At 37.2% G+C, this 12,916-nt stretch carries 9 protein-coding genes; all 9 read right to left on the bottom strand.

Annotated features, from left to right (window positions below):
* Positions 1–140: 140 nt before the first annotated feature.
* Complete coding sequence (locus RT037_RS00785) at positions 141–2,396, bottom strand: outer membrane beta-barrel family protein (RefSeq protein WP_312322225.1); 2,256 nt, start codon at positions 2,394–2,396, stop codon at positions 141–143.
* Between the two features lie 267 nt (positions 2,397–2,663).
* Positions 2,664–3,005, bottom strand: a complete 342-nt coding sequence (locus tag RT037_RS00780; protein ID WP_313027118.1) for a DUF3817 domain-containing protein — start codon at positions 3,003–3,005, stop codon at positions 2,664–2,666.
* A 42-nt stretch (positions 3,006–3,047) separates the two neighbouring features.
* Positions 3,048–3,968 (bottom strand): alpha/beta hydrolase, encoded by a 921-nt coding sequence (locus RT037_RS00775; protein ID WP_312322229.1) that lies wholly within the window; start codon positions 3,966–3,968, stop codon positions 3,048–3,050.
* A 29-nt stretch (positions 3,969–3,997) separates the two neighbouring features.
* A complete protein-coding gene (nadD, locus tag RT037_RS00770; RefSeq protein ID WP_312322231.1) occupies positions 3,998–4,585 on the bottom strand; it encodes a nicotinate (nicotinamide) nucleotide adenylyltransferase in 588 nt (195 codons plus the stop codon).
* A gap of 9 nt (positions 4,586–4,594) precedes the next feature.
* Positions 4,595–6,304, bottom strand: coding sequence for a single-stranded-DNA-specific exonuclease RecJ (recJ, locus tag RT037_RS00765; protein WP_313027113.1), 1,710 nt, complete (start codon positions 6,302–6,304; stop codon positions 4,595–4,597).
* Between the two features lie 200 nt (positions 6,305–6,504).
* Positions 6,505–7,461: a methylenetetrahydrofolate reductase [NAD(P)H] gene (gene metF / locus RT037_RS00760; protein WP_313027109.1), complete on the bottom strand. Its 957-nt coding sequence runs from the start codon at positions 7,459–7,461 to the stop codon at positions 6,505–6,507.
* A gap of 271 nt (positions 7,462–7,732) precedes the next feature.
* Entirely contained in the window at positions 7,733–10,399 is a 2,667-nt protein-coding gene (metH, locus tag RT037_RS00755) for a methionine synthase (RefSeq protein ID WP_313027107.1), read from the bottom strand.
* Between the two features lie 72 nt (positions 10,400–10,471).
* Entirely contained in the window at positions 10,472–11,512 is a 1,041-nt protein-coding gene (locus RT037_RS00750; protein WP_312324064.1) for a homocysteine S-methyltransferase family protein, read from the bottom strand.
* A 177-nt stretch (positions 11,513–11,689) separates the two neighbouring features.
* Positions 11,690–12,889 (bottom strand): O-succinylhomoserine sulfhydrylase, encoded by a 1,200-nt coding sequence (locus tag RT037_RS00745; protein WP_313027104.1) that lies wholly within the window; start codon positions 12,887–12,889, stop codon positions 11,690–11,692.
* Between the last annotated feature and the right edge of the window lie 27 nt (positions 12,890–12,916).

Below are 12,916 nucleotides of genomic sequence, written 5' to 3'. Positions count from 1 at the left end.
GGAGTGAGGCGGCGGAGCGTAGCGGAGCCGTCCGAGCGACAATGCTAAAGATATAGCGGACAGCAGGATTAGCTCCTAATAAAAAAAAACTTCAGTACAGGCTGAAGTTTTTTTGTTGAAAAGTTTAATTATAATTTAGATTAACGTGTTCTGGATTTGATGTCGCCAGCAGCACTGTCGATGTCTCTTACTTTTTTAACTTTTTGATTTCCGAAATTATAGGTAACACTCGCTGTTAAGCCTCTTCGGAAAGAGTTATTAGACAGATAATTGAAATTTCCGTTAGCTTGTTCATCTTTAATTTTTACAATATTAGTTCTTAAAACATCGTTGACATTAACTGCGAACGTCCAATTATTCCAAAGTTTTTTGATGCTTAAATCCAATCCTGCAAGACTTTGCAACTGTCCAAAATCGATTTGTTGTTTATCTACATAAAAGAAATTAACGCCTATAAACCAAGTCTTTGCTTTGTCTAAACGAATCGTGTTGTTGGTTTGAATAAGTAAACTTGTTGACTTTTTCGTGTTGGTATACGTATCGAAAATTTCGCCTGTTGTTGGATCCGAATTCAAAGTTCCATTATTGATATTATGTTGCAAACCGATATTAAAATTGGTTGTTAAATACTGGTTGAAGAAGCTTTTCTGCATTCCTAACATCGCCGACATTTCTTGTTTGTCGCCATAATTGCTGCGGATGTAAGCCAATTGTCTGTACGTATTTCCGTCGCGAACGACATCTCTTTGTAACGGAACCATCGTAATTACATCTTTAAAATACGAGTGATTAAGGATCAAGAAATAAGAATTTTTGAACATATACGTCAACTCTTGATTGTATATCGAAGACGCTTTTACAAATGGATTATTCTGCGTGTAGTTGTCTTGCGTAATGATGTTTCGTACGGGATTCAATTCCCAAAAACTTGGTCTTCTCATTCGGCTAGAGAACGCATACGAAATGTTATTTTTGTCATTAATCGCATAGTTTAGACTTAAATATGGCAAAACATTGTTGTAATTTTTATAAACGCGTGCCATGTCTGGTCGTTCTGCTGGCGGATTATCCGAAGTCCCGATGCTGTTGGTGATTTCGTAACGTGTTCCAATTTTTCCGGAAAATTTATCAGAAAATTTCTTTTCTAATGTTAAATAGAAACTATAGATATTTTCATCATATTCAAATAAGTTTGGTTTGTATTTAGTTGCTTCGTTTGCTGCGAAATTCGTGCTTTCGTATTTCGTGTCGTTTTCAGTTTTCGTTTTATTATAATTTCCACCAACCGAAACCGAAAAATCATTTTTAAATTTCTTGATGTAATCTGCCATTGCAGAAATATTGTTGATATTCTGTGGCGTATCTTGAATAATTTGATTCGCTAAAGCACCTTGATTCCAATTGGCGTCTGAAGCATAAGTTCTGTTATCCGAATCTTGAATTCGTTTGTAGGTAAGATAAGCAGCATTCAAATTTAATTTACTTCCTTCTTCATCGGTTTTCAATTCATAATTCAAGTTGAAATTATTGTTGTAAGATCTATTATTGAGCACATTTCGGCTCAAATTATAAAAACGATTCGTCAGATTTCCGTTATCGTCGTAATTGCTGTACGTGTTGTTAAGTAAAATTGTCGCGCCTTTATTATTACTCGCCCAAGTATTCCATGACAACGCAAGATTACTTTTGTCGGTTAATTGATAATCCATGTTGATGTAACCGCCCAAGTTTTTTTCAGGACTGTCGATAGGACCAACAGATTCGGTTACTGTGTTTTTATTTCCGTTTCTGATGATGTATTCTTGAGGTTCGATTTCTTGACTTCCTGTGATATTGGCGTTAAGACCGAATTTTCCTTTTCTATAGTTAAGCGATGCACTACTCGATGTCGAATTATATTTGTTTTGCGTGTTCGACATTCTGAAATTTCCGTTAAGTCCATCCGTCATTTTTTTCTTCAAAACAATGTTAATGATGCCATCCGAAGCCTCCACTTGATATTCGCTTCCAGGAAGTGTAATAACTTCAATCTTTTGAATGTTTTCTGCAGGTGTGTTTTTTAGAAAAGAAGCCAAAGATTCCGCATCCATATTAGATTTTCTTCCATTGATGTACACAATCGCGTTATTTTTCCCAGCGATTTTCAATGTTTTATCGTCGGTTGTAGAAAGAAGAGGCGTTTGCTTCAACAAGTCAAAAGTTGTATTTCCTTTGGCAACAGGAGAAGCTGCAACGTCGTAAACAAAACGATCACTTTGCTTTTTGAAAACTTGTTTTGTAATCATAACAGCTTCAATCTCTTTTGTACTTTGAGATTTGATTGTGTCATTTATTTTTTGTTGAGCAATTGCAAATCCACTGAAGAATAATGCGGCGATTAATATTGGCGTTTTCATAATAGTAATTTTTTAGAAGTGTGTATGTTTTAATATTGAACAAAGCAAAGATATATATTAAAATCAGTATTATGCAATACAAAGTACTAAAAATGTTTTTTATTTAACTGTAATATACTGGTTTTCAGTTAATAAAATTTCGTTTAAAATTTAATGCTTTATACAATTAGACAACAAGTCTTATATTTTTGTTACAACAAGGCACAAAAAAACACCGAAAAAAAATTCGGTGTTGCTTATTTTGAATTTCAATGTTAAAATTAAATACTATTCGCGATCTTTTCGGGCTAACTTTTTTTCAACCCAAATCGTTGCGAAAGGGAAGAAAGCTGCTATGAGCGCAATGACAGAATCTTCATCATCCCAATTGTAAATTTTGCGTGCTGGCACACATAATAGAAGATAAAGTGTGAAAAATAAACCGTGGATATTTCCGACAATGATGATAAAAATCGTTGGCAAAAGTCCTTCTTGGTCATAACGTTTCCAGATCAGCGCGAAACCGTAAAGTAACAAACATGAAATCGCTTCTGCAACGCAAACCTGCTTAAACCATTTTAGGACTTTTTCTTCTGGATATTTTGAAAAGTATTTTTCGATGAAATTCATAATTCAGTTTAGTTTTGAGCATACATAACTCAAGTTTTGAAACTATTTTTTTATTTTAAGTTTAATAAAATCTAAAAATTGATTTTGCTGATCAATAAACAAATAATGCGAACAATTATCAAGAATTCTAAAATTGTTTGCTCCTACAATATTACGCAAATCCGTTAACTGTTTCGCTGAAAAGATGCCGTCATTTTGTCCATAAATGGCAAAAAGAGGGATTTTCTTTTTCGTAATTTCTAAAAGCACTCCCTTGTTATCTAGATTATTTTGAGTTTCATTTTTATAAAATAATAAAGGCGAATTATGGTTTCTAAAATTAGTTTTATAAAACTCCGAATTTTCAAATTCTTGTCTCAAATTTTGACTTTCTGTTGTCGGATTTGGCATCGAAAAATACCCCAAATCACTAGCAATATCATAAGTTTTCTTTCTGTATTCCGCTGAGTTTTTGTTCAGACTTTCAATCGTAGAAATTTCTCGAAGTTTATTTTCATCATTTTTAAAAGCTGATTTCGCGTTCTCCAAAATATGATCATAAGTCTCTTGTTGCGAGACCAAAGCGCCTGCAAGTATAAGAGATTTTACTTTTTCAGGATAATGATTGGTGTAAAGTGTCCCAACAATTCCGCCAAAACTATGCGCCAAAATGTTGGCTTTCTCTAGATGATACAACTCGTAGATTTGGTTGAGGTCGTCAAAACTTTCTTGGAAAGTCATCGTCGCATTCTCATCTTTGGAACGACCTTCGCCGCGTCTGTCATAGACAATAACATAAAAACCTTTGTCTGCTAACTTTTGCGCGGTTGTTGCTTCGAACAAATTCGAATTTCCGCTTGGTCCACCATGGATAAAAATAATCGCTGGGTTTTTCTTGTCGCCATAAGCTTTAGAATAAAGATTTTGTGCTTTCGAAATACCAAAGCAAACAAATGAAAATAGAATGCTGAAAATAAGTTTCATTTAATGCAAATTATCAAATAATTGAAAACTTATTTATAAAAATTACTTCCATCTAAGTATTCAAAAACTTCTGGAGGAAGCATTGGACGGACATTTTTGCCTTCTTTAATCATGTTACGTATGTCAGTTGCAGACAATTCGATAATGGGCGCGTTGATCAGAATGATATTTTCGCCTTCGGAAGTGTAGTCGTTATTTTTCTTTTCACCTTCAAACAGCCTTGGATAGACAATAATTTGATGATTCTTTATTAAAACTTCAGCGTTTTTCCATTTATGAAGTCCCGCCAAATTATCTTCACCCATGATCAAACTAAACTGGTAATTCGGGTATTTTTCGTGAAGATAAGTTAAAGTGTCAATGGTGTAACTTGGTTTTGGAAGCGAAAATTCAACATCCGACGCACGCATTTTTGGATAATGTTTAATAGATAAATTCACCATATCCAATCGATTATGATCGGCAAGAAGTGATTTTTTATCTTTAAAAGGATTTTGCGGACTTACCACAAACCACAATTCTTCCATATCCGATTTTTCCAGAATATAGTTGGCCAAAATCAAATGTCCAATATGAATGGGATTAAACGAACCGAAAAACAAACCGATTTTTTTCATTTTTAAATTTTAAGAATGAAACTTAACATCTCTAATGTTTAAAAAATAAGAAACGTTACCTTTCCAGTGATTTTCTTCAACTGTAAATGCCAAATCAAAAGACTTTGTACGGAAATCTTCGGCATAAATGCCCAGTTTAAAACCAATACATTCGATGTTGCGATTGGTACTTGGTTGATGTACAAAAAATTTGAGATGATTGCCATCTTTGCCCATTAGTCGGACGTATCCAGCGACTTTTATATCTTTTAAAACCAAAACTGGTTTCATATTTTTTGGTCCAAATGGCGCCAACTTTCGATGGAAATTATAAAACTCGCGGTTGAGATCATCGATGTTGATAACGCTGTCGATGTAGATAGATGGTTCTTTTTGATGCTCTTGAATGTTGTCGCGAACATAACCTTCAAACATAATTTTGAAAACTTCAAAATTCTCTTTGTCCATCGATAGTCCTGCCGCAGCTTGATGTCCTCCAAATTTCTGGAAAAGATCCGAACAATAGTCCAAAGCCGCATGAATATCAAAATCCGAAACCGATCTTGCCGAAGCAACCATTTCGCCATTGTTACCGTCCGTGAAAACTAAAGTTGGCTTAAAGTGACTTTCGATTAATCGCGAAGCCACGATGCCGATAACGCCTTTATTCCAAGACGGATCGTAGACAATAGTAGAGTAGGTGCTTTCAGTTGAAGATTCAACCTGATTCATCGCCGATTGCGTAATCGTGTGATCCATTTCTCGACGTTCATCATTTAGGTTAATAATCTCATTTACAATCTGTTGTGCTTGTTTTAGGTTGTCAGAGATCATCAGTTCCACAGACGCTTTTGCGTGCGAAATTCTTCCTGCAGCGTTTATTTTTGGAGCAATGTCAAAGACAATATTAGAAATTTCAAAATGCGCTAATTTCTCTTCAGGAATCAACAATCGCAAACCGAACTTTCTAGTTTTACGCAAAAATTTAAGCCCTTGTTTAGCCAAAACTCGATTTTCTCCAGTCATTGCAACAATGTCGGAAGCGATACTAATCGCTAGTAAATCCGTTAATTCGAAAAGTTCGTTTTCAGGAATTTTGTAAATAGTATTTAGCCCTTGGCAAAGTTTAAAACCGACACCACAACCACTTAGTTCTTTATAAGGATAGCGACAATCTTTACGTTTTGGATCAAGGACAGCCACAGCCTTCGGGATTTCGTCACCTGGCAAGTGGTGATCACAAATTATAAAATCGACTTTTAGCTTGTTAGCATATTCAATTTTATCGATAGATTTTATTCCGCAGTCAAGCGCAATAATCAAGCTAAACCCATTTTCTTTCGCAAAGTCAATGCCTTCCGTCGAAATACCGTAGCCTTCAACGTTACGATCTGGGATATAAAAATCAAGATATTTTTTGTCAACGATTTTGCTGAGGTAGAGGTACATTAGCGCCACAGAGGTTGTTCCGTCCACGTCGTAGTCGCCGTATACTAATATTTTTTCGCCAATTTCGATAGCTGTTGCAATGCGTTCAACCGCTTTTTGCATGTCCGCCATCAAAAAAGGACTGTGGAAATCGTTTCCGTTTGGTTTAAAGAATTCGCGAGCACTTTGATAATTGTCGATGCCACGCAAAACGAGAAGTTTGGATTCTAAAGTTCCAAATCCAATTGAGGAAATGAGACCATCTACTATGTCTTCATCGGGTTCTGGTTTATAAATCCATTTTTGACTCATAGTTACAAATTTAGTCAAAAATTGCGGGAATTAAAATTCTATTTTTCAGAACAATTCCCTCCCCATCACTCAGCAGCTACTCGGGTCGGGCTGTTCGCTATATCTTGGATGTGACGCTACCATCCCTATTGCAGAGATGGCAACACAATATAAAAAGACAAAATAAATAGTTCTCCTTTTTTTAATTATGAATCCTAAATTTAAAATACAGACGACGCGATTCTCTTCGTAATCTCGCTTTTCCCCATCGTGTAGTAATGCAAAACCGGAGCACCTCTTTCCAGAAGTTCCTTACTTTGTTGGATACACCATTCGATGCCGATTTCTTTTACAGCTTTATTGTCTTTACTTTTCGCAACTTCAATCACTAAATCGTTCGGAATATCTACCTTAAAACGGTGCGGAATCATACTCAATTGGCTTTTAGTAACCAAAGGTTTCAAACCCGGAATAATTGGAACATTTATTCCTTCCTCACGGCATTTTTCCACGAATTCAAAATACTTTTCGTTATCAAAAAACATTTGCGTCACGATGTAATCCGCGCCAGCTTCCACTTTCTTTTTCAAGTATTGCAAATCCTGCGAAAGACTCGCCGCTTCCATGTGTTTTTCGGGATAACCAGCAACGCCGATGCAAAAAGTGGTCGGACAAGAATTCTCCAAAGATTCATCCAAATAAGCACCCAAATTCAAACCTTGAATCTGTTTCACCAAGTCACTTGCATTGGCATGACCGTTTTTCTCGGGCTTAAAATAAATCTCAGATTTCACGGCATCTCCACGAAGTGCTACCACATTTTCGATACCCAAAAAATCCAAATCAATCAGGAAATTTTCGGTATCTTCGCGGCTAAAACCACCGCACAAAATATGGGGTACCGCATCCACTTTGTACTTATTTTGGATTGCCGCGCAAATCCCAACAGTTCCGGGGCGTTTTCTTACCACACGCTTCTCCAAAAGTCCGTCTTGACGCTCGATATACTCATATTCTTCACGATGATAAGTCACGTCGATAAATGCAGGATTAAACTCCATCAACGGGTCAATTCCATCAAAAATCGACTTTATGTTTTGCCCTTTCAAAGGCGGCAATATTTCAAAGGAAAACAATGTTTTTCCGTTCGCTTTTTCAATATGTTCAGTTACTTTCATTTTTTTTGTTTTTTATTTGGGCGTATCCCTCGCCAAGCTTTTCCAGCCGCTCGGGTCGCTACGTTCGCTGCTATCTTTTTTTGGTGACTTCGACTCCGCTCAGTCATCAAAAAAAGGATATCCGCTACCATCGCTTACGCGGTTTGAGGTGTGAGATGCGCGTTTTCAAGTTTCGAGTTTCAAGTTTCGAGTTTTAAGTTGAATCTTCGTTCTTCCCAAGATCAACCAGAAAACTTTCAACATTAAACTTCAAACCTAAATTTTAAACTCATTACACCTCCGAAAGATTCGGAGCTAACCATTTTCTTGCAAATTCTATATCCACATCTTTTCGTTCGGCGTAATCTTTCAATTGGTCTTCCGAAATTTTTCCAACCCCGAAATATTTAGATTTAGGATTTCCAAAATAATATCCCGAAACCGCTGCTGTTGGCCACATTGCCAAACTTTCTGTCAAGCTAACGCCGATATTTTCTTCTACTTTTAATAAATCCCAAATCGTCAGTTTTTCCAAGTGGTCTGGACAAGCTGGATAGCCGGGAGCTGGACGAATTCCTAAATATTTTTCTTTAATCAAATCTTCGTTATCCAAAGTTTCGTCTTCCGAATAACCCCAATATTCCGTTCTCACTTTTTTGTGCAGATATTCGGCAAAGGCTTCTGCAAAACGGTCAGCCAAAGCTTTCACCATAATTGCGTTGTAGTCGTCGTTTTTATCTTCGTATTCTTTCGCTAATTCGTCTGCTCCAAAACCAGTACAAACACAAAAAACTCCGAAATAATCTTGCTTACCGATGTTTTTTGGCGCCACAAAATCGGATAATGCGAAATATTCTTTACCAGCCGATTTTTTATGTTGCTGTCTCAACGTTCGGAATGTTGAAATTACATTTTGATTCTCGTCATACACCAAAATATCGTCTTGTTCATTAGCGTTCGCAGGGAAAATTCCGAAAATACCTTTTGCTTTAAAACTCTTTTCTTCAAGGATTTTTTTGAGCATTAATTTTGCTTCATCAAAAAGTATTGTTGCTTGTTCGCCAACTATTTCATCTGTCAAAATATCTGGAAATTTTCCAAACAACTGCCAACTTCTGAAAAACGGCGACCAGTCGATAAAGTCAATTAAATCATCCAATTTTTGGTCTTCAATAATCGTGATTCCCAATTTTTTTGGAATCGAAATCTTTTCGTTTTCCCAATCAATTTTAAACTTTTGTTCCCGCGCTTCCTCAATCGAAACATATTCTTTATCGACTTGACGATTCAAGAATTTTTCGCGGAAATCTTCGTATTCTTTTTTCAAATCCAAACCATAAACATTGGATTTTTCCTTATTTAATAAAGAACTTACTACGTTAACCGCTCGTGAAGCATCATTAACATGGATAACTGTATTTTTATATTTTGGGTCAATTTTTACCGCAGTGTGCGCTTTGGAAGTTGTTGCACCACCAATCATCAAAGGGAAATCAAGGTTTTGTCTTTCCAATTCTGCGGCGATATGCACCATTTCGTCCAAACTTGGCGTAATCAAACCACTCAAACCAATAACATCCACATTTTCATCAATCGCAGTCTGAATAATCTTTTCCGCCGGAACCATTACACCCAAATCCACGATCTCGTAATTGTTACAACCCAAAACCACGCTCACAATATTTTTTCCAATATCGTGAACATCGCCTTTTACAGTTGCCATCAAAACTTTTCCGTTAGTAGGTTTGCTAATATCTTTTGCAGCTTCAATAAATGGTTGTAGATACCCAACTGCGCGTTTCATCACTCGCGCCGACTTTACGACTTGCGGCAAAAACATTTTTCCGCTTCCGAAGAGATCACCAACGACGCCCATTCCTGTCATCAAATTAATCTCGATAACGTGAAGCGGTTTTTCTGCTTGCTGACGTGCAATTTCCACATCTTCCTCGATGAATCGGTCGATTCCTTTCACCAAAGCGTGTGTAATTCGGTCTTGCAAAGGAAGTTCTCGCCAAGATAAATCTTCGACTTTTTCTTTCTTTGTTGATTTGTGCGTTTCAGAATAATCAAGAAGTCTTTCAGTGGCATCATCTCGACGATCAAGCATAACATCTTCTACCAATTCCAATAATTCTTTTGGAATTTCGTCGTAAACTGCCAACATAGTTGGATTTACAATTCCCATATTCATCCCGTTTTTGATGGCATGATACAAGAAAACCGAGTGCATCGCTTCTCTCACACCATCATTCCCACGAAACGAAAACGAAACATTGGAAACGCCACCACTCACCGAAACATGTGGAAGGTTTTCGCGAACCCATTTTGTTGCTTCAATAAAATCAATTGCATTTCGACGATGTTCTTCCATTCCCGTTGCTACAGGGAAAATATTTAAATCGAAAATAATATCCTCGGCGGGGAAGCCAACTTTGTTCACCAAAATATCATACGAACGCTTCGAGATTTCTATTCGTCGTTCGTAATTATCAGCTTGTCCAACTTCGTCAAACGCCATGATAATCGCCGCTGCACCATAACGTTTTATGGCTTTTGCATGTTTGATGAATTCTTCTTCACCTTCTTTCAACGAAATGGAATTCACGACAGGTTTCCCTTGAACCACTTGAAGTCCAGCCTCCAAAATTTCCCATTTTGAAGAGTCTATCATAATCGGAATTCTAGCAATATCAGGCTCGGAAGCGATAAGATTAAGGAACTTCACCATGGAGGCTTTTCCGTCCAATAATCCATCATCGAAATTGACATCCAAAATCTGGGCGCCACCTTCAACTTGATTTCTGGCAATATCCAAAGCTTCCGCAAATTTTTCTTCCTTTATCAAACGAAGAAACTTTTTGGAACCTGCAACATTGGTTCTTTCACCAACGTTGATAAAGTTACTTTCTGGTGTTATGATGAGCGGTTCTAATCCGCTAAGTTTTAAATATTTCATATTTTAAATTGAGATAATAAGGTAATTTGAAAATTAGATAATGTTGTGAAAAATTATCGCATTAACTCATTATCAAATTATCACATTGATTTTTCTCGGTTTATAATCTTTCATCAAATCAGCAATGGCTTTTATGTGTGGCGGCGTTGTTCCACAGCAACCTCCGATGATATTGATGAGATTTTTGTCTACGTATTCTTTAATCTGAGCTGCCATTTGTTCGGGAGTTTCGTCATATTGACCAAAAGCATTGGGTAAACCTGCATTTGGATACGCCGAAATAAAAAACTCCGAGTTGCTAGAAATGGTTTCCAAATAAGGAGTCAACTGTTTCGCTCCTAAAGCACAGTTGAAACCTACACTTAACAAATCTAAATGCGACACCGAAATTAAAAAGGCTTCCGCTGTTTGTCCACTCAATGTTCGGCCAGAAGCGTCAGTAATTGTTCCTGAAACCATGATGGGAATTCGGATGTTGCGTTCTTCTGCGATTTCGTCGATGGCAAAAAGTGCCGCTTTTGCATTTAGTGTGTCAAATATGGTTTCCACTAAAAGAATGTCTGAACCACCGTCTAACAAAGCTTCTGCTTGTTGCTTGTAAGCTATTCTTAATTCATCAAATGTAATCGCACGGAATCCAGGGTCATTAACATCTGGACTTAAACTTGCGGTTTTATTAGTCGGTCCAATTGAACCTGCTACAAATCTCGGTTTGTCGGGATTTTGCGCCGTAAATTCGTCACAAACTTTACGAGCAATTTTAGCAGATTCGTAATTTAATTCGTAAACCAATTCTTCCATGTGGTAATCTGCCATCGCAATGGTTGTCCCCGAAAAAGTATTGGTTTCCAAAATATCTGCACCTGCTTCTAAATATTGTCTGTGAACCTCTTCAATAGCTTGTGGTTGCGTTAAAGACAGTAAATCGTTGTTGCCTTTCACTGGAGATTTCCAATCTTTGAAACGCTCGCCGCGATAATCTTCTTCCTCGAAACCATAGCGCTGAAGCATGGTTCCCATTGCGCCATCCAAAACGAGAATTCGTTCGCAAAGGGCTTTGTATAAAGCTTGGTTTCTTGTTTCTTGAAGTTGGTTTTTATCTTGAGTATCCATTTTTTTTGTTTTGTTATTATGAGGGAAACTTTCTATTTAGCCCCGATTGAAGCGACATCCTTTTTTGCTTTTTACTAATCTTTCTTTTTATGTTTTCGTTTTCTAAATCAAAGAAGATATAGCGTAATGCGGGTTAAATTTTTCTTTCGAAGCTGAAATCTTGATGCTCCTAAAAAACTAATCTAATGCTTGTTTTAAGTCCGCAATGATGTCGTCCACATTTTCTAAACCTACGGAGCAGCGCACCAAACCTGCCGTGATTCCGACTTCATTTCTTTCTTCGTCCGAAAGCTTGGAATGCGTTGTGGAAGCGGGATGCGTAACAATCGTCCTCGTGTCACCAAGGTTCGCGGAAAGCGAACACATCTTGATTTTGTTGAGGAAATTGCGACCGCCTTCGATGCCTCCTTTAATTTCGAAAGCGACGATATTTCCTCCTAATTTCATTTGCTTTTTTGCGATTTCGTAACTTGTATGGGACTTTAAAAACGGATATTTCACCAAATCGACATTTGGATGTGATTCTAAAAATTCCGCAACTTTGATTGCATTTTCACAATGTTTTTCAACACGAATTGCCAGAGTTTCCAAACTTTTGCTCAAAATCCAAGCGTTGAACGGCGACATCGCAGGTCCGGTGTTTCTCGCGAAAAGATAAATTTCACGAATCAAATCTGCCTTGCCAACTGCCACGCCACCTAAAACTCGACCTTGACCATCGATTAATTTGGTTGCGGAATGTACGACGATATCTGCTCCATACTTTATCGGTTTCTGTAAATACGGTGTCGCAAAGCAATTGTCCACAATAAAAATGAGATTGTGCTTCTTTGCAATTTGACCGAAAAATTCCAAATCTAAAACTTCAATTGCGGGATTGGTAGGCGTTTCTAAATATAAAATTTTGGTGTTCGGTTGGATGTATTTTTCGACATTTTGTGCGTCTTCGGCTTTGAAATAGGTTGTTTCGATATTCCATTTTGGGAAATATTTTGTGAACAAAGTATGCGTAGAACCAAACACCGATTGACAGCTCACAATATGATCGCCCGCATTCAATAATGCCACGAAAGTGGAATAAATTGCCGCCATTCCAGTTGCAAAAGCATAGCCCGATTCTGCCCCTTCCATTAATGCGATTTTATCGATGAATTCGGTGACATTTGGGTTCGAAAATCGGCTGTATAAGTTTTTGTCTTTTTCCTCGGCGAAGCTTGCACGCATATCTTCGGCATCTTCAAAAACGAAACTTGAAGTTAAATATAACGGCGTTGAATGCTCATCAAACTGGCTTCTTTCGGTTTGAGTTCTGATGGCGAGGGTTTCAAAGTTGGTTGTTGGTTGTTGGTTGCTGGTTGTTGGTATGTTTTCTGACATTTTTTCAATATTAAATTTGTCTTGCTT

The organism is Soonwooa sp. (assembly GCF_032062245.1).
GTDB lineage: Bacteria > Bacteroidota > Bacteroidia > Flavobacteriales > Weeksellaceae > Soonwooa.
Note: the sequence above shows the minus strand (reverse complement) of the source record. Positions and strands in the feature narration are given on the sequence as shown.

Bases quoted from the DNA above. Each gene is read 5' to 3' on its own strand.
- RT037_RS00780 (WP_313027118.1), bottom strand. From the start codon at position 3,005: ATGAATTTCATCGAAAAATACTTTTCAAAATATCCAGAAGAAAAAGTC.
- metH (WP_313027107.1), bottom strand. From the start codon at position 10,399: ATGAAATATTTAAAACTTAGCGGATTAGAACCGCTCATCATAACACCA.
- RT037_RS00785 (WP_312322225.1), bottom strand. From the start codon at position 2,396: ATGAAAACGCCAATATTAATCGCCGCATTATTCTTCAGTGGATTTGCA.
- RT037_RS00775 (WP_312322229.1), bottom strand. From the start codon at position 3,968: ATGAAACTTATTTTCAGCATTCTATTTTCATTTGTTTGCTTTGGTATT.
- metF (WP_313027109.1), bottom strand. From the start codon at position 7,461: ATGAAAGTAACTGAACATATTGAAAAAGCGAACGGAAAAACATTGTTT.
- RT037_RS00745 (WP_313027104.1), bottom strand. From the start codon at position 12,889: ATGTCAGAAAACATACCAACAACCAGCAACCAACAACCAACAACCAAC.
- RT037_RS00750 (WP_312324064.1), bottom strand. From the start codon at position 11,512: ATGGATACTCAAGATAAAAACCAACTTCAAGAAACAAGAAACCAAGCT.
- recJ (WP_313027113.1), bottom strand. From the start codon at position 6,304: ATGAGTCAAAAATGGATTTATAAACCAGAACCCGATGAAGACATAGTA.
- nadD (WP_312322231.1), bottom strand. From the start codon at position 4,585: ATGAAAAAAATCGGTTTGTTTTTCGGTTCGTTTAATCCCATTCATATT.